At 71.1% G+C, this 19,535-nt stretch carries 16 protein-coding genes; 6 read left to right on the forward strand and 10 right to left on the reverse strand.

The window, feature by feature from the left end:
* Window positions 1–12 precede the first annotated feature (12 nt).
* Entirely contained in the window at window positions 13–447 is a 435-nt protein-coding gene (locus tag OG819_RS21705) for a MarR family winged helix-turn-helix transcriptional regulator (RefSeq protein ID WP_266414193.1), read from the reverse strand.
* 124 nt (window positions 448–571) lie between these two features.
* On the opposite strand from OG819_RS21705, the gene OG819_RS21710 reads away from it, so the two are divergent.
* A complete protein-coding gene (locus tag OG819_RS21710) occupies window positions 572–1,591 on the forward strand; it encodes an NADP-dependent oxidoreductase (protein WP_266624504.1) in 1,020 nt (339 codons plus the stop codon).
* 117 nt (window positions 1,592–1,708) lie between these two features.
* Here the strand turns inward: OG819_RS21710 and OG819_RS21715 are convergent, their stop codons facing one another.
* Entirely contained in the window at window positions 1,709–4,273 is a 2,565-nt protein-coding gene (locus tag OG819_RS21715) for a M14 family zinc carboxypeptidase (RefSeq protein ID WP_266650894.1), read from the reverse strand.
* A gap of 253 nt (window positions 4,274–4,526) precedes the next feature.
* Here OG819_RS21715 and OG819_RS21720 point away from each other — a divergent pair, with 253 nt between their 5' ends.
* Window positions 4,527–5,261: a hypothetical protein gene (locus OG819_RS21720; protein WP_266650895.1), complete on the forward strand. Its 735-nt coding sequence runs from the start codon at window positions 4,527–4,529 to the stop codon at window positions 5,259–5,261.
* A gap of 224 nt (window positions 5,262–5,485) precedes the next feature.
* Entirely contained in the window at window positions 5,486–6,301 is an 816-nt protein-coding gene (locus OG819_RS21725; RefSeq protein WP_266624499.1) for an EI24 domain-containing protein, read from the forward strand.
* Between the two features lie 6 nt (window positions 6,302–6,307).
* Here OG819_RS21725 and OG819_RS21730 read toward each other — a convergent pair whose 3' ends face one another.
* Entirely contained in the window at window positions 6,308–7,591 is a 1,284-nt protein-coding gene (locus OG819_RS21730; protein ID WP_266650896.1) for a pyroglutamyl peptidase, read from the reverse strand.
* 259 nt (window positions 7,592–7,850) lie between these two features.
* Between OG819_RS21730 and OG819_RS21735 the strand changes: the two genes are divergently transcribed.
* Both OG819_RS21735 and OG819_RS21740 read left to right on the forward strand, forming a co-directional pair.
* Entirely contained in the window at window positions 7,851–8,663 is an 813-nt protein-coding gene (locus tag OG819_RS21735; protein ID WP_266650897.1) for an NAD(P)-dependent oxidoreductase, read from the forward strand.
* Window positions 8,664–8,824: 161 nt separating this feature from the next.
* Complete coding sequence (locus OG819_RS21740) at window positions 8,825–11,278, forward strand: glycoside hydrolase family 3 C-terminal domain-containing protein (RefSeq protein ID WP_266650898.1); 2,454 nt, start codon at window positions 8,825–8,827, stop codon at window positions 11,276–11,278.
* Window positions 11,279–11,597: 319 nt separating this feature from the next.
* Here the strand turns inward: OG819_RS21740 and OG819_RS21745 are convergent, their stop codons facing one another.
* Both OG819_RS21745 and OG819_RS21750 read right to left on the reverse strand, forming a co-directional pair.
* Window positions 11,598–12,575, reverse strand: a complete 978-nt coding sequence (locus OG819_RS21745; protein WP_266650899.1) for an aldose epimerase family protein — start codon at window positions 12,573–12,575, stop codon at window positions 11,598–11,600.
* Between the two features lie 37 nt (window positions 12,576–12,612).
* Entirely contained in the window at window positions 12,613–13,515 is a 903-nt protein-coding gene (locus OG819_RS21750; protein ID WP_266650900.1) for an SGNH/GDSL hydrolase family protein, read from the reverse strand.
* A gap of 243 nt (window positions 13,516–13,758) precedes the next feature.
* Here OG819_RS21750 and OG819_RS21755 point away from each other — a divergent pair, with 243 nt between their 5' ends.
* Window positions 13,759–14,253, forward strand: a complete 495-nt coding sequence (locus OG819_RS21755) for a DUF3145 domain-containing protein (protein ID WP_067369479.1) — start codon at window positions 13,759–13,761, stop codon at window positions 14,251–14,253.
* 179 nt (window positions 14,254–14,432) lie between these two features.
* Here the strand turns inward: OG819_RS21755 and fabF are convergent, their stop codons facing one another.
* The 5 genes from fabF to fasR form a co-directional block, all read right to left on the reverse strand.
* Window positions 14,433–15,704 (reverse strand): beta-ketoacyl-ACP synthase II, encoded by a 1,272-nt coding sequence (gene fabF, locus OG819_RS21760; protein ID WP_266650901.1) that lies wholly within the window; start codon window positions 15,702–15,704, stop codon window positions 14,433–14,435.
* 106 nt (window positions 15,705–15,810) lie between these two features.
* Entirely contained in the window at window positions 15,811–16,059 is a 249-nt protein-coding gene (locus OG819_RS21765) for an acyl carrier protein (protein WP_028800941.1), read from the reverse strand.
* Between the two features lie 77 nt (window positions 16,060–16,136).
* Window positions 16,137–17,168 (reverse strand): ketoacyl-ACP synthase III, encoded by a 1,032-nt coding sequence (locus OG819_RS21770; RefSeq protein ID WP_266414208.1) that lies wholly within the window; start codon window positions 17,166–17,168, stop codon window positions 16,137–16,139.
* Between the two features lie 14 nt (window positions 17,169–17,182).
* The gene (locus tag OG819_RS21775; RefSeq protein ID WP_266634293.1) at window positions 17,183–18,109 is read right to left on the reverse strand and encodes an ACP S-malonyltransferase; all 927 of its coding nucleotides are present in this window, start codon (window positions 18,107–18,109) and stop codon (window positions 17,183–17,185) included.
* 89 nt (window positions 18,110–18,198) lie between these two features.
* Window positions 18,199–19,404 (reverse strand): fatty acid biosynthesis transcriptional regulator FasR, encoded by a 1,206-nt coding sequence (gene fasR / locus OG819_RS21780; protein ID WP_266582311.1) that lies wholly within the window; start codon window positions 19,402–19,404, stop codon window positions 18,199–18,201.
* Window positions 19,405–19,535 lie beyond the last annotated feature (131 nt).

Here is a 19,535-nt window from a genome sequence, read left to right on the forward strand (position 1 = left end):
CGCGCCCGAAAACTACGACGTGAGCATTCTCTGCAGGAGGTCCCGGAGGGACAGGCGCTCCTCGTGGGAGAGGCCTGCCAGGGGCTCGCGGGCGAAGTTGAGGGCGTCGCGCAGGGAGCGCGCGACACGGCGGCCCTCCTCCGTCGCCGCGGCCAGCTTCACCCGGCGGTCGGACGGGTCGGGGCGCCGCTCGACCAGGCCCCGCGCCTCCAGCCGGTCCACGATCCCGGTCACGTTCGACGGCTCACACTTCAGCTGCTGGGCGAGCCGTCGCATCGGCAGCGGCTCCAGCGAGAGCAGGCCCAGAAGTCGCGCCTGCGCGCCGGTCAGGGCATGCTCGGCGGCAGCGTCCTCGTACTCCTCGTGGTAGCGGGCCACGACCGTGCCGATGAGGTTCACGACCTCAAGGGTCAGTGGGTCGATACGGGGTGTTCTTCGCGTGGCCATGGGTTCCAGGCTACTCCGTTACTTGACATCATGAAATATTGAGGAGCATGGTTGTTTCAGGTACTGAAGTATTAGAGCCGTAGTCGCACGTACCCGTGCATGCACGTAGGAAAGGCACCTCCTCATGACCGAGACCCAGCTTCCCGCCGTCAACCGCGAATGGCACCTGGTCAGCCGCCCGGTCGGCTGGCCGAAGCCCGAGGACTTCGCCCTGGTCGAGGCCGAGGTCCCGCAGCCGGGGGAGGGCCAGGTCCTCGTCCGGAACGCGTACGTGTCCGTCGACCCGTACATGCGCGGCCGCATGAGCGCCGCCAAGTCCTACGTCGCCCCCTTCGAGCTGGGCAAGGTCATGCAGGGCGGCGCGGTCGGTGAGGTCGTCGCCTCCAACGCCGAGGGCATCGAGGCGGGCGACCACCTCCTGCACTTCTTCGGCTGGCGCGAGTACGCCGTCGTGGACGCCAAGCAGGCCGTCAAGGTGGACCCGCAGGCCGCGCCGCTGTCGACGTACCTCGGCGTCCTCGGTATGACCGGCCTCACCGCCTACGCGGGCCTCCTGCGCACCGCCTCCTTCAAGGAGGGCGACTCCGTCTTCGTCTCCGGCGCCGCCGGTGCCGTCGGCAGCCAGGTCGGCCAGATCGCCAAGCTCAAGGGCGCCTCGCGCGTCATCGGCTCCGCCGGCTCCGACGAGAAGGTCAAGCTGCTCGTCGAGGAGTACGGCTTCGACGCCGCCTTCAACTACAAGAACGGCCCGGTCAGCGAGCAGCTGCGCGCCGCCGCCCCCGACGGCGTCGACGTCTACTTCGACAACGTCGGCGGTGACCACCTGGAGGCGGCCATCGGCCAGCTCAACCGGGACGGCCGTATCGCCATCTGCGGCGCGATCTCCGTCTACAACAGCACCGAGCCCGTCCCCGGCCCGAAGAACCTCGCCCGCCTCATCCAGACCCGCGGCCGCATCGAGGGCTTCCTGGTCGGCGACCACTACGACCTGCAGTCGCAGTTCGTGGAGGAGGTCGGCGCCTGGGTCCGCTCCGGCGAGCTCAAGTACAGCGAGACGGTCGTCGAGGGCATCGAGAACAACCTGGAGGCGTTCTTCGGCGTCCTGCGCGGCGACAACGTCGGCAAGATGATCGTCAAGCTCTGACCGACAGCACCGTGACGCTCGTCTGAAGACGCTCGTTGTAGTTGTACGTGACGGAGGCCGCACCCTAGGACGTGGGGTGCGGCCTCCGCCCTGTCTCGTGAGACGGCCGGGGGTGTCTTACGACACGGTCAGCAGTGCCCTTCCCACCTGCGGGAACTCCCCCTTCGGATGGTCACGGAAGAGCGGCTCCGTACCGAAGAGCACGGCATGCGGACCGCTGACGACAGCGGCCTGCCCGCCCGCGGCCGTCGGCCCGCCGGTCCCGTCGGCCAGCGGGCGCCAATGGCCGGAAACAAGCGGATCGCCCGGTGCGTACGCCTGCTCGACGCGCACCCCGGGGCCGAGATCGGTGAACCAGACCGGCGCGTAGACGAAGCCGTGATCGGGCGCGTTCGCGGTGAGCGGGCCGCCCGAATTCACCACCCGCACCACGCCGTTGGCGTCACCGTTGCCCTCCACCGGCCGCACCACCAGCAGCCCGGCCGCCGAGTTGAGCGCCGCTCCGACGGCCCCGCGACCGACGAGACCGTGGGTGTGGAGGAAGGCGTCCAGCGCCGCCCGCGCGCCCTCGTTCAAACGGGCGTGGTCGAGCCCCGACGACACGAACAGCACGTCCACCGCCGACCAGTCGAAGCCCGCGTTCAGGACGGCCGTCGACACCGGCACGACGTCGAAGTTCATCTCCCGCAGCGCGAAGAGCTCACCCGAGGTGACGGCCGCGGCGACGCGGACGCGGTGCAAGGGTGTCTCCCGGCCGCCCCCGGTCGCCTCCGTCGCGTCGAAGGCCACGTCGTACGTACGGGCGAGAGCGGCGGCCCGCGCCCGCGCCGACCCCGGCACGAAGACACTGCCGTCCGCGAGCTGCCGCACCGAAACCCCCTGCTCCAGAAGGGAGTTGAGGGAGGCGATCTCCTGCGGAGTGTCGAGACGCAGCCGCAGATCGCCGCGCGGGGCGACGTACCCGACGTGCGCGGCGGCCTCGACCCGAAGGGCGGCCGCGGCCGACAACTCCCCGCCGCGCACGGGCACGACCGTCGCCCCCCACAACCGCCCCAGACTCCAGCCCGAGATGTCGTACATCACCGACACCTTGTCGCTGATGTCCCGCCCGTCGGCCAGCATCACATTGGCCAGACCGCGTTTGGGCTGGTGCAGGTCGACGACGTACGACCCCTTCGCGTACGACCGTCCGGCCAGCCGGAAGTCGCGCGTCGCGCGCGTGACGCGGACGTCGCCCGCCAGCAGGTGGTCGACGAGACGGGCGGCGGCCGTGGCCGAACGCTGGGCGCCGCCCGCCGGGATCACGTAGGCACGCGGGAAGTCGGTCGTGTAGACGTCCTCGGGACCGATGCCCGGCACCCCCGGCACCGTGTCCGCGGAGACCGGTACCTGGGCCGCGCCCGTCGCGCCCCGCCGGAAGACCTCGATCTGGTCGGCGATGATCGAGGCGCGGTGGGTCTGCGCGTAGGCGAGCGTCGCGCGCATGGCCGCGCCGGCCACGTCCACGTTGATGGCGGAGCGACGGCGGAGTTCGGCCACGGGCAGGGTGTCGTACGCCGAGTTGTTCACCGTCAGCGGGATCTCCACGGTGTGCGCGGCGACCGCGCCGTGGAACGCCTGGTACTGGGGTGTGAAGACCGGCGGCCAGTCGTCCCAGCCCTCCTGCTGGTCGCGGAAGGGGATCTGGGCGGGCTCGACACCGTCCTTCGCGGGGGTATAACCGAGGCCGTTGACGGCGGCCTCCATGCCGAGGGCGTTGGCGTAGGAGTTCTTGAGGAAGAGGTCGTACTCGTAGTTCTCGCCGTGCGGCGGGGTCGTCGGCTCGATCAGGGTGCCGTTGACGTACCCGTGCAGATCTAGCATCACGGCCGGCTGCTTGGCGATGGCGATCTGGCGGATCGCGCGCGCCTCTGGCTGCGAGGCGGTGATGAAGTCCCGGTTCAGATCGAAGCCGTTGGCGTTGGCGCGGGTGCCCGCGATACGGCCGTCCGGGTTCGCCGTGATGTTGAAGTAGAGACGGTTGTGGGCGAGGAGGTCGGCCGTCGGGGCGTCCTTCGCGTTCGCGAGCCGCTCGATGAGATCGAGGGCGGCGTCGGTGCCCTCCCACTCGTCGCCGTGGATGTTGTTGTTGAAGGAGACCGGCGTCTTGTACGTCGCCTTGACGGCCGGGTCCTTCGCCGCGGCCCCCGGCGCGTTCTCGATGAGCTCGCGCATCCGCTCCTGGGCGAGGGTCTGGCCGGCGGACTCCGGAGCGGTCACGGTGACCAGGTAGAGCCGGTGACCGCCGGCCGAGCGGCCCGCGACCTCCACGCTGACGCGGTCGCCGAGCCGCTGGAGGGCGTTCAGCTTCGGAGCGATGGCGTGGTACGGGGTGAGCCCCAGCTTGATGGACTTGTCCGCCGAGTTCTCCGGGTCGGGGGAGAGGACCTGCTCACGCGGGTACCCCCGGCGGGCGGAGGCGAGGTGGGAGCCGGACAGGTCGATGACGGGGCTGGTGAGGGCGTTGCGGGCGGCGTTCGCCGGGCCCTTGGCAGCGCCCTGCGGCTGGTCCGCCCCTGCACGGCCCGCTCCTTCACGGACCGGGGGTTCGCGGTCCGCTGTGGCGCTGTGCGGGGCGAGGAGAAGCGATCCGGTCGCGGTGGCGATGACAGTGGCGATCAGGACAGGTCTCGGTAGGCGCACGCGTCGTACCTCCGGTGGGGGGCCTGAGATCGGTACAGGTCGGTAGGGCACACGTCGGTAGGGCGAGGTGTACCTGTTCGACTCTTCCGCAACAAGAGGGCCTTGGAGCCACAGTGGCTCCCCCGGGCGCCATGGATGCCACGGATGGGGCATCGCCGACGGGCCGAAGGGGGCATGCTGAGGCCGTAGGACGCCACAAGAAGCCGACGGGCGAGTCCATGTGGCGACGTGCCGAGCGTGGCGAGGAGGGCTCGTGTCCCCGATTCCGTCGCTCCCCAGCAGGGATGACGTGCTGCGCATGGCGCGCAGCACGACCGACATCACCGGCCAACTCCTCGACACGGCCAGGAACATCACCAGAATCGCCCTCAACACCTTCGACCCACGGGACGGATCGGGGGCGGAGGCACTGCGTGTGCTCCGCGAGACCACGGCGGAGCTCGCCGAGGCGAGCGCGTCTCCACAGGCGCAGGAGGCGTTCTACCGGATCGTGGACGCGCTGACCAGGCTCGGGACGACCGGGGCGCCGCTCGCGGTGCATCCCGTGAGCCGCCCGGCGCAGGCGTTGCTGGCCGCGCTGGGCGACAGTCTGCTGCCGATCCTCGACGCGGTGGAGCCGGCGGTGCAGGAGGCGGCGGACGCGTTGGGGGACCTGATGGAGGCGGAGTCGCCGTTGCTGCCCGCGGTGGCCGGGGTGACGGCGGGGGCGCTGCTCGCGGTCACGCCGGTGATACGGGCGGCGGCGGACGTGCTGCGCGACTCGTCCCCCGAACTCCGCCGTATCGCCGATGCGTTGACCTCGGCGCTGGCCCCGTTGCTGCCGCTTCAGGTGGCGCTGGCCGAGCGGGCGGCCGCGGCGGGGGTGGGGGTGGTGCGGGCCGCGCTGCCGCCGCTCGCCGACCTGACGGAGGCGGCGGCCACGACGAACGCGGTCCGGCCGGTGCCTGCGGCGGAACGGGGCGTTGTGGTGGCGGTGACTCCAGCGTGACGGCCGGTGGGGGTTGGTCGCGCCCACGCGGCGGAGCCGCATATGTGACGGCCCCGCGCCCCTGGGGCGGGGCTTCGCTCCGGCCCGCGTTTCCAGCCTGTCCGGCGTTTGAGGACGAGGCCGTTCAGGCCGATCGGGGGGCTGGGGGGGGCGGAGCCCCCAGGTTGAGGATGGGACGGGTAGGGGCGGCGGGGGCGAGCCAAAGCCCAGGTAAAGTTCGGCGCATGCGTGATCTGGGGGCGGGGTTCAACTACCTCATACAGGGCCAGCGATGGGTGGCACGGCACGGAAAACAGTACGGTTTCGGACTGTTGCCAGGCCTGATCACCCTCGTTCTGTACGCGGCAGCACTCGTCTCCCTCGCCCTCTACGGCGAGGACTTCGTCACCTGGTCCACCCCCTTCGCCGACGACTGGTCCAGCCCCTGGCTGGGCCTCTTCCGCGGCTTCCTCACCGCCGTACTGTTCGCCCTCGCCCTCCTCCTCGCCGTCCTCACCTTCACCGCGGTCACCCTCCTCATCGGCCAGCCCTTCTACGAGTCCCTCTCGGAGAAGGTCGACAGGGACGTCTCCCCGGACGGCACGGCCCCGGAGTCGGGCCTCCCGCTCTGGCGCGAGCTGTGGATCTCCGCGCGAGACAGCCTCCGTATCCTCGTGCGGGCCGCGGTCTGGGGCGTCCTCCTCTTCGCCCTCGGCTTCGTCCCGTTCATCGGCCAGACCGTCGTCCCCGTGATCGGCTTCTTCGTCACCGGCTTCTTCCTCACGGAGGAACTGGCCGCGGTCGCCCTCCAGCGCCGGGGCGTCGAGCTCCGCGACCGCCTCGCCCTGCTCCGCTCCCGCAAGATGCTGGTCTGGGGCTTCGGCACCCCGCTGGGCCTCGCCTTCCTGGTCCCGTTCGTCGCCGTCTTCCTGATGCCGGGCGCCGTGGCGGGCGCCACGCTGATGGCCCGCGACCTGCTGGACGAGGAAACGGGCGAGCCGGACGACAACCATGACGATCACGACAACCACGGCAACCACGAACAACGCGCCACCGCGTGATCGGCGTCACCCCCGCGTTCGCCCCGTCCCGCTGACGACCGACGCGCTCGCGTCCGCGGCCACCGTCACGATCGCCCGCACCTGGGCGATGATGTCCAGCCGGTTCCGAACGAACTCGGGGTCGGTGACCGTCCCCGTCGCCGGGTCCGTGTTGCCGGTGCCGAACTGCAGTACGGGCGTGTGGACATGCCCGCCGGGCAGGCTGTCGTGCAGGCCGAGGCGGTCGCGCAGCAGTGTGGCGCGGTAGGCGATCTCGTTGGAGAGGTAGTCCCCGCCGCCCCCGGCGCGGGCCGTCGAGCCCGGGGTCGGGCCGTCCGGGCGTACGACCGCGTCGGTGCCTCCCGCCGGGATCTCGGTCACCGACGTGTGGTCGTACACGGGGAAGCGGCCCGTGGCCGCGGCCACGATCGGCGCGTACGGGAGCGTCGTCGACGTCCATTGCGGCTGCGAGGCCGGGTCGGTCACGGGGATCGTCTCGGTGCGGGAGACGTTCTCGTTGTCCGGGAAGCCGCCCCGCCAGGCCCCGTTGGTCCGCTCCACGTCGAAGCGGCCGACGCGGCCCTGGCTGACCGTGGTGAACAGGTCCACGCGCGGGAGCTGGCGTCGCAGCGTGCGCTCCACCGTGCCCTCGGCGAAGTCCTGCCAGCGGACCGGGAACACGGCGGTCTCGATGCGCGCCGGGCCGTCCGCGGTCTGGATCGTCGTGCCGTCGAGGGCGAGGGCGGTGGCTCCGGACGGGTTGGAAATCCGGACATCCCGGTCCAGCGTGAACGGGTCGAACCCGGTGAGCAGGATCCGCTTCACGCCCTTGGCACGTGGATAGCGGATGGTGTTCTCGCCGCGCGAGTTCTCCTCCAACTCGGCCAGCAACCGGGTGCGTTGTACGTCCGTGAGGCCGAACTCCGGCTGCCACTGCCGCACCTCGCGCGTCATGCCCAGCCGCGCCCAGTACAGCGGCCGGTCGTCGTCGCGGCTCAGGTCGCCGCCCGCCGGGCCCCGCCCCTGCGCCCGGTCGACGGCCCGCTGCCACAGCCGCGCCCCCTGTCGTACGACGACACGCTCGGCCTGTCCGAACGAGCCCGCCCGCTCCAGCGCCCGCGCGAACCCGGGGGCCACCGTGTCGAATCCGGAGCGCCGCAGGATCTCCTGGGGAGCGGCCTGATCGAGGCGCTGTTCCTCGACGGTGGCGGGAGCCGCCGCTGCCGCCGACACGGTGGGCGCCGCGGCCAGGCCGCCCACCAGAGCCAGTCCGAGTACGCCTGCACCGAGCCGAACGCGTATGTATGTCAAGGGAGTTCATGCCTTCCGTTGCCGTGGGGAGCTGCCGGACGGCGGCAGTATCGCGCGACGGAGGGGACCTACGCCATGAGGTGTGGCTCAGGTGGGCAGGTGGGTCGCCGGCCGCAGGGCCGCGTCCAGCAGGGTGCCCTCGGGGCGGGCGGAGCCGGATATCCAGTCGGCGTCGGCGAGTGACGACAACGCGGCAGATGTGCGTGTCAGACCTCGCGTATGCGGCATGATCGGCCGGACAGGCCCTAGCGTCGCAGGTATGGAAAAGATCGCATTCCTCGGCCTCGGGCACATGGGCGCCGCGATGGCGCGCCGACTCCTCGCCGCGGGATTCCCGCTGACCGTCTGGAACCGCACCGCAGAGAAGGCCGAGCCGCTCGTCGCGGAGGGCGCCACCCTCGCCGCGTCCCCGGCCGAGGCCGTACGGGACGCGGACGTGGTGATCACGATGCTCGCCAACCCGGCCGCGCTCGACGCGGTCGCGGGCGCCATCGCGCCGGAGCTGCGCCGGGGCACCACCTGGGTGGAGATGTCGACCGTCGGCCCCGACGTGGTCAAGGAACTGGCCGCCCGGCTCGGGCAGGGCGTGACGTTCGTCGACGCGCCCGTGGCGGGCAGCACGGACAAGGCGGCCGCCGGGCAGCTCGGCATCCTCGCGGGCGGCGAGGTGACGGGCGTCGGGCACGTGCTCGTCCATCTCGGCACCGTCACCCGCACCGGCCCGGTGGGCTCCGGCGCCGCGCTCAAGCTCGTCGTCAACACGGCCGTGCTCGGCGGGGTCGCCCTCGTCGCGGAGTCCATGGCCCTCGCGGACAAGCTCGGCATCGAGGAGAGCGTCGCGCGCGCCGCGCTCGCGAACGGCCCGCTCGGTGGCGCCGTCGGCCGCGCCTTCGCCGAGGACGTGCACTTCGCGACCGCGCTCGCCGCCAAGGACGTCGCCCTCGCTACGAAGGTCGCCGAACTTCCCGTACTGGACGCGGTGTTGGACCACTTCAAGCGTGCCGCCGCCGATCCGGCCGTCGCCAACGCCGACATCGCGAAGGCCGTCGAGCACATCCGCCGCTCCGCCTGAGAGGGCTTCCCATGCCGATCACGCTCGACAACCCGCCCTCGGCGCCGGGGCCCGCCAACGGCTGGCCGGAAGCGCTCAATTGATGGTTGCGGTTCCGATTCCTTTGCCGGAGACCGAGGCAGGATGGAGGCGTCCACGGACTTCAGCGAGGAGGCACCGAGATGGCGGGAACGCGCACACCGGCCGACGAGGCCCGCGAGGCGGTCGTCGAGGCGGCCCTCGGCAAGCTGGACCTGGACGTGAAGACGAGGCTGCTCGCCGGGCAGGACATGTGGTCGCTGCCCGCGCTGCCCGAGATCGGCCTCGAGTCCCTCGTCATGTCCGACGGCCCGATCGGCGTACGCGGTGTCCACTGGAGCGCCGACGACCCGTCCATCGCGCTCCCCTCACCGACCGCGCTCGCCGCCACCTGGGACCCGGCCCTCGCCCGTCGGGCCGGGATCCTGCTCGCCCAGGAAGCCCGCCGCAAGCACGTGCACGTCCTCCTGGCGCCCACCGTCAACCTGCACCGCTCCCCGCTCGGCGGCCGCCACTTCGAGGCGTACAGCGAGGACCCGTATCTGACCGGCGAGATCGGCTCCGGCTATGTCCAGGGCGTCCAGGCGGGCGGCGTCGGCACCACCGTCAAGCACTTCGTCGCCAACGACGCCGAGACCGACCGCTTCACGGTGAACAACCTGCTCTCCGAACGCGCCCTGCGCGAGCTCTACCTGGCCCCCTTCGAGGCCATCGTCGCCCATGCCCACCCCTGGGGCATCATGACCGCCTACAACACGGTCAACGGCACCACGATGACCGAGCACCACCGCCTCGTGAACGAGATCCTGCGCGGCGAATGGGGCTTCGACGGCTTCAACGTCTCCGACTGGACCGCCGCCCGCGCCACGGCCGGCGCCATCGAGGGCGGCCTCGACGTCGCCATGCCCGGCCCCCGGACCGTGTACGGGGAGGCGCTCGCCGCCGCCGTCCGCGGGGGCGAGGTCGAGCAGGCGAAGGTCGACCGGGCCGTCCGCAACGTCCTGCGGCTCGCCGCCCGCGTCGGCATCCTGGAGGGCGCCGAGCCGGTCGTCACCGAGCCGCCCGCGACCGTGGACGGCGAGGCCCTGGCCCGTGAGATCGCCCGCCGTTCCTTCGTCCTCGTGCGCAACCAGGGGGCTCTGCCGCTCGGAGAGGGGCACAAGGTCGCTCTGATGGGAGCCGCCGCCCGCGACGCCCGCGTCCTCGGCGGCGGCTCCGCCACCGTCTTCCCGTCCCGGGTCGTCACGCCCCTCGACGGTCTCACCGCCGCCCTCCCCGAGGGCAGCCTGACGTACGCCGTCGGCGCCGACCCGAACGAGGAACTCCCCGTCGCCGACAAGGGGTTCACCCTGCGCGCCGTCTGCCGCGACCGGTCCGGCACGGTCATCGGCACCGGCTCGGCACCCAACGGGCAGATCCAGTGGATGGGCAACGACCTCCCCGAGGGCGTCACCCACGCCACCCTCCACAGCGTCGAACTGACCGGCACCTTCACCCCGCGCGAGAGCGGCACCCACACCCTCGGCATCAAAGGCCTGGGCCCGTTCACGCTCACCGTCGACGGCACGGTCCACTTCGACGACATCCAGCGCAGCACGAAGGACGACCCCTTCATGACCTTCTTCGGCGCCCCCGTCGAGCGCGCCCGGGTCGACCTCGTCGCCGGTGAGACGTACGAGGTGTCGCTGCGCCACGTCATCGTGGTCCCCGAGGGCGCGCCACTGAAGACGATCGGCTTCACGCTCGCCCACCAGGACCCGCGCCGCGACCCCGACGAACTCATCGCCGAGGCCGTCGAAGCCGCCCGCGCCGCCGACACCGCCGTCGTCGTGGTCGCCACCACCGAGCGCGTCGAGTCCGAGGGCTTCGACCGGAGGGACCTGCGACTGCCGGGCCGCCAGGACGAGCTGGTGCGCGCCGTCGCCGCCGCCAACCCGAACACCGTCGTGGTCGTCAACGCCGGCTCCCCGGTGGAGCTGCCGTGGCGCGAGGAGGTCGCGGCCGTCCTGCTCAGCTGGTTCCCCGGCCAGGAGGGCGGCGCCGCCCTCGCCGACGTCCTCACGGGCGCCCACGAGCCCGGCGGCCGCCTGCCCACCACCTGGGGATCCCTCACGGCCGCCCCGGTCACCCAGGTGGTCCCGGCCGACGGCGAGCTCCCCTACACCGAGGACGTGTTCATCGGCTACCGCGCCTGGGAGAAGGAGGGCAGGACCCCCTCGTACGCCTTCGGACACGGCCTCGGCTACACCGACTGGACGTACGAGTCGATCGAGCTCGGACGCGGCGCCGGCGGTGGCGTCACCACGGCCACGGTCCGTGTCCGCAATTCCGGTGCGCGTGCCGGGCGCGAGGTCGTCCAGGTCTATCTGGCGCCCCTCGAGGCCGACCCCGGGCGCCCGGCCCGATGGCTCGCCGCCTTCTCGGGCGTCGAGGCGGGCCCCGGCGACAGCGTCGACGTCGTCCTCGAGATCCCGCGCCGGGCCTTCGAGATCTGGGACGAGACCACCGGCACCTGGGTGTTTGTGAAGGGTTCGTACGAGGTTGCGGCCAGTCGCTCGATCATCGACCGTCGGGTCGCGGCGACGGTTAACGTCTGACGTGGGACGAGTCCACCACCCCAGACAGCCCCGGTCCGGAACCTGACATCCGGATCGGGGTTCGTCGTCTCCCGGCCTGCGGAGGGGCCCCAGGGGGCTGTCCGGCGGATCAGGATCATGCCGCAGACGCGGGGTCTGGCACGCCCACCTGCGGCGTTGTCGTCGGTCGCCGACTCCCCCACTCTCGACTTCGCTCGAGCGGGGGGACCCCCATCGCGTCGACTCCCTTCTCCGCCTTGCAGTTGGACGCACCAGACCCCGCTCACCTCGGCTGATCAGTCACCGCTGCTTTCCTGCGACTTGATCCGCCGGACAGCCCCTAACCCCGTACGCCGAACCCGTACACGGTCTGTGACCGGTACACCTCGCCCGGCCGCAGTTCCGTGCTCGGGAACTCCGGCCGGTTGGGGGAGTCGGGGAAGTGCTGGGTCTCCAGCGCGATGCCATCGCCGGGAGCGAAGGGGTCGCTCAGGTGGTCCGCGGTGTACAGCTGGAGCCCGGGCTCGGTGGTCGCGACGGTCAGCGTCCGCCCGGAGGACGGGTCGTGCAGCTCGGCGACCTCGACCGGGCTCTGGGTGAGCCCCTTGTCGAGCACGAAGTTGTGGTCGTAGCCGGCGCCGGCCTTCCGCGCCGTACGGAAGTCGAACCGCGTCCCGTCCACGGGGTCCAGCGCCCCGGTGGGGATCAGACCGGTGTCCACCGGCGTCAACCGCGAGGCGTCCAGCCGGAGTTCGTGCCCGCCCGCGTTGCCCGTACCGGCCAGGTTCCAGTATGTGTGGTTCGTCAGGTTCACCACGGTCGGCGCGTCCGCGACCGCCTCGTACGCGATCCGCAGCGCACCGGACTCGTCCAGCGTGTACGTCGCCGAGACCTCCAGACGGCCCGGGAAGCCCTCCTCGCCGTGCGGGGAGACCCGGGTGAGGCGCAGCCCGTGATCGACCGGCTCCACGTCCCACACCCGCTTGTCGAAGCCGCGCTCCCCGCCGTGCAGGGAGTTGGGCGGGTTGTTCTGCGCCAGATGGTAGGTGAGTCCGTCGAGGACGAAGCGGCCGCCGGCGATCCGGTTCGCGTACCGCCCGACCAGCGCCCCGAGGTACGGCCCCGTGTGTGTCAGATAGCCATCGAGGTCGGAGAATCCCAGCACCACGTCCGCGCGCACCCCGTCCCGGTCGGGGACCTCGACGGACTGGACGATCCCGCCGTAGGGCAGGATCCGCACCCGCACCCCGGCGCGCTCCAGCGTCCAGCGGTGGACCGAGCTGCGGTCGGGAAGAGTGCCGAAGAATTCGCTGTGCATGATCGAAAGCCTAGGCCAAGGATCCGCCGGGCAAGCCCTAGCTCACCGGCTTCGTCGCCGTCACCACCCGATAGGCCATCTCCGCGAGCCGTGCCTGCCCGTCCTTGCTCGGGTGGAACCAGTCCCAGTGGCTCAGCTGGTCCGTGCCGAAGCGGTAGTCGAAGACCGCGCCCCCGTCGAAGCGGCAGTGCAGGTCCTTGGCGCACACGTCCTTCAGGACCTGGTTGTACGCCTCCACCCGGTCCTGCACCGCCGTGCGCCGCCGCATCGCCGCCGTGGTCAGGGAGTCCGCGTCGCTCAGCATCGAGGGGCAGATGCCCAGCTTCCAGATCTGCTTGCCCAGCGGGTTGCTCCGCCCCTCGGACCACAGCCGCTTCAGATCCGGCACGCTCGACACATACACCTGGGTCTTGGGCAGCGCACCGCGCAGCGTGTCCATGGCGTCCTCGAGCTCCGCGCGGAAGTCGGCGACGGAGGTCATCGCCGACACCGACGAGCGGCAGGCGTCGTTCGCGCCCGCCATCACGGTCACCAGCTCCGGTTTGTTCGTGACGGCCTGTGCCATCTGATCGGGGAGATCCGCCATCCGGGCGCCGGTCACCGCGTAGTTCCAGCTGCGCTCGGCGGCCCCGGCCCGCCCGAGCAGCCGTACGGCGAGGCTCTTGACCTTCGTGTCGCTGCCGGTCGCCCAGGACACCTCCGGACAGTCGGACAGCACGGTGCACGCGTCGAAGCCGCGCGTGATGGAGTCCCCGACGGCGGCCACCGACTTCGGGCTGCGGTTCCAGTTGGGCGTCGGTTTCGGGAGCGCCTTGGCCGTCGTGTCCTGGGGGGCCGGGGAGTTGTCACCGACGGCGTCGCAGCCGGCGACGGCGACGGCCAGGAGAGCCGCAGACGCGACGGAGAGGACGAACCGCGAACGGTGACTCCTGTGACGCATCCCCTGGTCCCCTCGTTAGTTGAGCACGATCGCTCGGCATCCGTCCGCCCCGGTCGGCCGACACCCCGCGGTACACAACCGGTCGCACCGCGTCCCCTTGGGTGAAACCTCAATGTTTCTGGGCGCTGGGACCGACGGTACGTCACACTCCTTGCGCCGCCGCACGGTAGCCTCGCCACGTGGCCGCCCTGCCACTGCCGTGCCGCTAAGTTACAAGATGTCTCGCTCTGTCCGGAGGCCCCAGTGACGACACGTGGAGTTCTCTACGTGCACTCCGCGCCCCGTGCGCTGTGCCCGCACGTCGAGTGGGCGGTCGCGGGCGTGCTCGGTACCCGCGTCAACCTCGACTGGATCCGGCAGCCCGCCGCGCCGGGCACCTGGAGATCCGAGTTCTCCTGGAAGGGCGAGGTGGGCACCGCCTCCAAGCTGGCCTCCGCGCTGCGCGGCTGGCAGATGCTGCGCTTCGAGGTCACCGCCGAGCCCTGCCCCACCGCCGAGGGCGAGCGCTACAGCTGCACCCCCGAACTGGGCATCTTCCACGCCGTCACCGGAATCCACGGCGACATCCTGATCCCCGAGGACCGTCTGCGCGCCGCCCTCCTGCGCTCCCAGCGCGGCGAGAGCGACCTGGAGTCCGACCTCGCCAAACTCCTGGGCAAGCCCTGGGACGACGAGCTGGAACCCTTCCGCTACGCAGGCGAGGGAGCCCCGGTCCGCTGGCTCCACCAGGTGGTCTGACTCTTAGTCGCCTTCAGGGGCAGCGCCCTGTTTTTAGGGGCGCGGGGCTGTGACATATGCGGCTCCGCCGCGTGGGCGCGACCAGCCCCCACACACCCGCACCCGACGAACAAGCAAATGTGGCCCGAACTCCACCAGGGAGTCCGGGCCACACCCGTTCAGCACAGCTACCGCAAATCTCAGATCGTACGGAACGCCAGCACCACGTTGTGCCCACCGAACCCGAACGAGTCGTTCAGGGCGGCGATGCGGCCCTCGACAGGCAGCTTGCGAGCCTCCCCGCGCACGATGTCGGCGTTCGCCTCGGCCTCGGGGTCGAGGTTTTCGACGTTGATGGTCGGCGGAGCGATCCGGTTGTACAGCGCCAGCACCGACGCCACCGACTCCACACCACCCGCGCCACCGAGGAGATGACCGGTCATCGACTTCGTCGCCGAGACCGCCATGTGGTCCGCGTCGTCACCGAAGACCTTGCGCAGCGCCTTCAGCTCGGCCACGTCACCGGCGGGCGTCGACGTCGCGTGCGCGTTCACGTGCACGATCTCGGCCGGGTCCAGGTCGGTGTTGTCGAGCAGGTTCTGCAGGGCGTGGGAGATGCCACGCCCCTCCGGCTCCGGCTGCACGATGTCGTGGCCGTCGGCGGAGATGCCCTGGCCGACCGCCTCCGCGTACACCCGGGCCCCGCGCGCCGCGGCGTGCTCGGCGGACTCCAGGACGAGGACACCGGCGCCCTCACCGAGGACGAAGCCGTCACGGGCGACGTCGTAGGGGCGCGAGGCGCCCTGCGGGTCGTCGTTGTTCTTGGACATCGCCATCATGTTGCCGAACGCGGCGATGGGCAGCGGGTGGATCGCCGCCTCCGTACCACCGGCGACGACGACGTCGGCGCGCCCGGTGCGGATCATCTCGATGGCGTAGCCGATGGCCTCGGCGCCCGAGGCGCAGGCGGAGACCGGGGTGTGCACGCCGGCGCGGGCGCCGACGAGCAGGCCCACGTTGGCGGACGGGCCGTTCGGCATGAGCATGGGGACGGTGTGCGGGGAGACGCGGCGGACGCCCTTCTCCTTCAGCACGTCGTACTGGTCGAGCAGGGTCGTCACGCCACCGATGCCGGAGGCGATGACGGTGCCGAGCCGGTCCGGGTCGACGGAGGGGTCGTCGCCGGCCCTGTCGGTGAACCCGGCGTCGGCCCAGGCTTCCTTGGCGGCGATGAGGGCGAACTGCGCCGAGCGGTCGAGACGGCGGGCCTGCGGGCGGGGAATGACCTCGCCCGGCTCCACGGCGATCTGCGCCGCGATACGGACCGCCTGGTCGGCGGCCCAGTCCTGCTCCAGGGGGCGGACACCGGACTTGCCGGCGATCAGGCCCTCCCAGGTAGAGGCTGCGTCGCCACCCAGCGGTGTGGTTGCGCCGATACCGGTGACGACCACGGTGCGATTGGTCGAGCTCACGGGAATTCTTTCTCCAAATACGAGGATTCAGCGGCGCCACCGCCGGGTGGCGGGGCAACGGACTGATCGATGGACCGGGCCGGGCGAACCGGGCCCGATCGCAGGATCAGGCCTGGTGCTTGAGGATGTAGTCGGTCGCGTCGCCGACGGTCTTGAGGTTCTTGACGTCGTCGTCCGGGATCTTGACGTCGAAGCGCTCTTCGGCGGCGACGACGACCTCGACCATGGACAGCGAGTCGACGTCCAGGTCGTCGGTGAAGGACTTGTCCAGCTGGACGTCCTCGGTGGGGATCCCGGCGATCTCGTTCACGATCTCGGCGAGACCTTCGACGATCTCTTCCTGAGTGGCGGCCATGTCAGGCGCTCCTTCGGTGTGTATCCAGAGAGGGATGGCGGTATTCCGTACGGACCGGATGATCCGGCACGGAGTGCCTAGGGGAGAGTAACGACCGTCGCGGCGTACACGAGACCCGCCCCGAAGCCGATGACGAGCGCGGTGTCGCCGCTCTTCGCCTCGCCGGTCGCCAGAAGCCGCTCCATCGCGAGCGGGATCGAGGCGGCCGAGGTGTTGCCGGTGGTGCGTACGTCACGCGCGACCGTGACGTGCTCCGGCAGTTTCAACGTCTTCACCATCGAGTCGATGATCCGCTCGTTGGCCTGGTGGGGAATGAAGACGTCCAGGTCGTCCGCGGTGATTCCGGCCGCGTCCAGCGCTTGCTGGGCGACCTTCGCCATCTCGAACACGGCCCAGCGGAAGACCGCCTGGCCCTCCTGCGTGATCGCAGGGAACTTGATCTCGCCCTTGGAGTCGCGGGGCAGCTGGGACAGGTCCGAGGCGCGGAACTCGTCCCACGGCACGGTCTGCTTGATCGTGCCGGACTTGTCGCCCTCGCTGCCCCACACGGTCGGGCCGATGTGCGGCTCCTGGGAGGGGCCCACGACGACCGCGCCCGCGCCGTCACCGAACAGGAAGGCCGTCGCACGGTCCTCCAGGTCGGTCAGGTCGGACAGCCGCTCCACGCCGATGACGAGGACGTACTCCGCCGAACCCTCGACGATCATGCCCTTGGCGAGCGTGAGGCCGTAGCCGAAGCCCGCGCAGCCGGCCGAGATGTCGAAGGCGGCGGCCTTCTGCGTGCCGAGCTTGTCGGCGATCTCCGTCGCGACGGCCGGGGTCTGGCTGAAGTGCGAGACGGTCGAGACGACCACGGCGCCGATCTGCTCGGCGTTGATCCCGGCGTCGGCGATGGCCTTGCCGGACGCCTCGATCGACATCGCGGCGACGGTCTCCTCGTCGGAGGCCCAGTGCCGGGTCTCGATGCCGGAGCGCGAGCGGATCCACTCGTCCGAGGAGTCGATCGTCTCGAGGATCACCTCGTTCGGCACGACCCGGACAGGACGGTAGCCGCCCACGCCCAGGATCCGCGCGTACGGGGCGCCCTTGCTGGGCCTGATCTTCGACATGCTCTGTCGGCTCCTTATGCGGAGGCGTGCTCTGCGATGAGCTCGCGAGCCGCGTCGAGGTCGTCGGGGGTCTTCAGCGCCAGGGTCTTCACACCCGGCAGCGCACGCTTGGCCAGCCCGGTGAGGGTGCCGCCCGGGCAGACCTCGATCAGGGCGGTCGCGCCGAGCTCCTGGAAGGTCTCCATGCACAGGTCCCAGCGGACCGGGTTCGCGACCTGGCCGACCAGTCGCTGTACGACCTCGGCGCCGGTCGTGACGGTCTTGCCGTCCTTGTTCGAGACGTACGCGACCTTCGGGTCCGCGGGGTTCAGGGCCTCGGCGGCCTGCGCCAACGTCGCGACCGCGGGCGCCATGTGATGCGTGTGGAACGCGCCGGCGACCTTCAGGGCCACCACCCGGCGGACGCCCTCGGGCTTGTCCGCCTCCAGGGCGGCCAGCTGCTCCAGCGTGCCGGCGGCCACTACCTGGCCTGCGCCGTTCACGTTCGCCGGCGTCAGACCGAGCTTCTCCAGGTGCGGGACCGTGATCTCGGGGTCCCCGCCGAGCAGCGCCGACATGCCGGTCTTGGTGATCGCGGCGGCCTCGGCCATCGCCAGGCCCCGGGTGCGCACGAGCTTCAGCGCGGCCGTGGCGTCGAGCACGCCCGCGAACGCGGCCGCGGTGATCTCACCGACGCTGTGACCGGCGACGGCGCCGGGGCCGAGCTCGGAGACATCACCGAGCGCCGCGGCGGACAGGAGACCGGCGGCGACCAGGAGCGGCTGCGCGACAGCCGTGTCCCGGATCTCGTCCGCGTCTGCCTGGGTGCCGTAGCGGGCAAGGTCGAGCTCGATGGCGTCCGACCACGCGGCGAGACGGTCGGCGGCACCGGGGAGATCGAGCCAAGGGGTCAGGAAGCCAGGCGTCTGAGCGCCCTGGCCGGGAGCGACGAGTACGAGCACTCTCACACTCTCTCTTGTGGACGGCCACGGCCGCCCGTGGGGACAGGGACGAAGAACACGAAGGGGAATTGTAGGGCCCCGACAAAAGGCTAGGCTTGAGGATCCCCATCAGCCAGACGCCCCAGGATCAGCGCGATCCGCAGTGTGAACGCGGATCGTACATCCGAAGGCGACCAACCGGTGACGTCAGTCACACGTCGCAGCCGGTAGCGAACGGTGTTGGGGTGAACGAAGAGCATCCGGGCCGCGCCTTCGAGACTGCTCGCCTGTTCCAGATAGACACTGAGCGTTTCCAGCAGCGCGGAGCCGGCCTCCTCGAGCGGTCTGTAGATCTCCTCCACCAGTTGCTCGCGGGCCGAGGGGTCTCCTGCGATAGCGCGCTCCGGCAGCAGATCGTCCGCCAGAACCGGGCGCGGGGCGTCCTGCCAGGCGAAACACGCTTTCAGCCCGGCGGCGGCGGCCTGCGCGGAGCGGGTCGCGGCGAGCAGATCGGACACGATCGGCCCCGCGACGACGGGCCCGGCGGCATACGGCCCGATCAACGACTTCGCGACCCCGAGCGGATTGTTGTTACCCCCCGCGATGACCACGAGCCGGTCCCCGAGCACACCGGTGAGCACCTGCAGTTTGGCGTGCCGGGCCGCCCGCCGGATCGCCTCGACCGTCAGTTCGCTGTCACCGTCGGGCGCCGTACCCAGCACCACGCAGACATGTTCGGGCGAGTTCCACCCGAGGGCCGCGGCCCGGCTGACGGCACCCTCGTCGGCCTCGCCGGACAGCACGGCGTTCACGACGAGCGATTCGAGGCGGGCGTCCCAGGCGCCCCGCGCCTCGGCCGCCTGCGCGTACACCTGGGCGGTGGCGAAGGCGATCTCCCGCGCGTACACGAGCAGTGCCTCGCGCAGTACGGACTCGTCGCCCGGGGCGGCGACCTCGTCGATCGCGCTCTCCATGACCTCGATGGTCGTGCGCACCATCTCCACCGTCTGCCGGAGGGTGATCGCCCTGGTCAGCTCGCGCGGGGCGGTCCCGAACACATCGGTGGAGATGGCCTGCGGGGCGTCCGGGTGCCGGAACCACTCGGTGAAGGCCGCGATACCGGCCTGGGCGACGAGCCCGATCCAGGAACGGTTCTCCGGTGGCATGGCCCGGTACCACGGCAGCGTCTCGTCCATCCGCGCGATGGCCTGTGCGGCGAGAGTGCCGGAGGACTTCTCCAGCCGCTTCAGGGTCGCGGAGTGTGTATGGATGTCGTGCGCTGGGCGCTCGGTGTTGCTGGATTCGGGTTCGGGCACGGGACAAGACTGCCTTATCAGGACGGAGGCGTGCGGCGGCGGGTCACAAGTAGGCGGGGGGAGGGGCTGGGGCGGGATCACTGGGATTCATTTGCAGTGCATCACGCCTCAGCCCGGTCGGTCGTGAAGCG

Source organism: Streptomyces sp. NBC_01549 (assembly GCF_026339955.1).
Lineage (GTDB): Bacteria > Actinomycetota > Actinomycetes > Streptomycetales > Streptomycetaceae > Streptomyces.

Bases quoted from the DNA above. Each gene is read 5' to 3' on its own strand.
- OG819_RS21705 (WP_266414193.1), bottom strand. From the start codon at position 447: ATGGCCACGCGAAGAACACCCCGTATCGACCCACTGACCCTTGAGGTC.
- OG819_RS21710 (WP_266624504.1), top strand. From the start codon at position 572: ATGACCGAGACCCAGCTTCCCGCCGTCAACCGCGAATGGCACCTGGTC.
- OG819_RS21725 (WP_266624499.1), top strand. From the start codon at position 5,486: ATGCGTGATCTGGGGGCGGGGTTCAACTACCTCATACAGGGCCAGCGA.
- OG819_RS21735 (WP_266650897.1), top strand. From the start codon at position 7,851: ATGGAAAAGATCGCATTCCTCGGCCTCGGGCACATGGGCGCCGCGATG.
- OG819_RS21740 (WP_266650898.1), top strand. From the start codon at position 8,825: ATGGCGGGAACGCGCACACCGGCCGACGAGGCCCGCGAGGCGGTCGTC.
- OG819_RS21745 (WP_266650899.1), bottom strand. From the start codon at position 12,575: ATGCACAGCGAATTCTTCGGCACTCTTCCCGACCGCAGCTCGGTCCAC.
- OG819_RS21750 (WP_266650900.1), bottom strand. From the start codon at position 13,515: ATGCGTCACAGGAGTCACCGTTCGCGGTTCGTCCTCTCCGTCGCGTCT.
- OG819_RS21765 (WP_028800941.1), bottom strand. From the start codon at position 16,059: ATGGCCGCCACTCAGGAAGAGATCGTCGAAGGTCTCGCCGAGATCGTG.
- OG819_RS21770 (WP_266414208.1), bottom strand. From the start codon at position 17,168: ATGTCGAAGATCAGGCCCAGCAAGGGCGCCCCGTACGCGCGGATCCTG.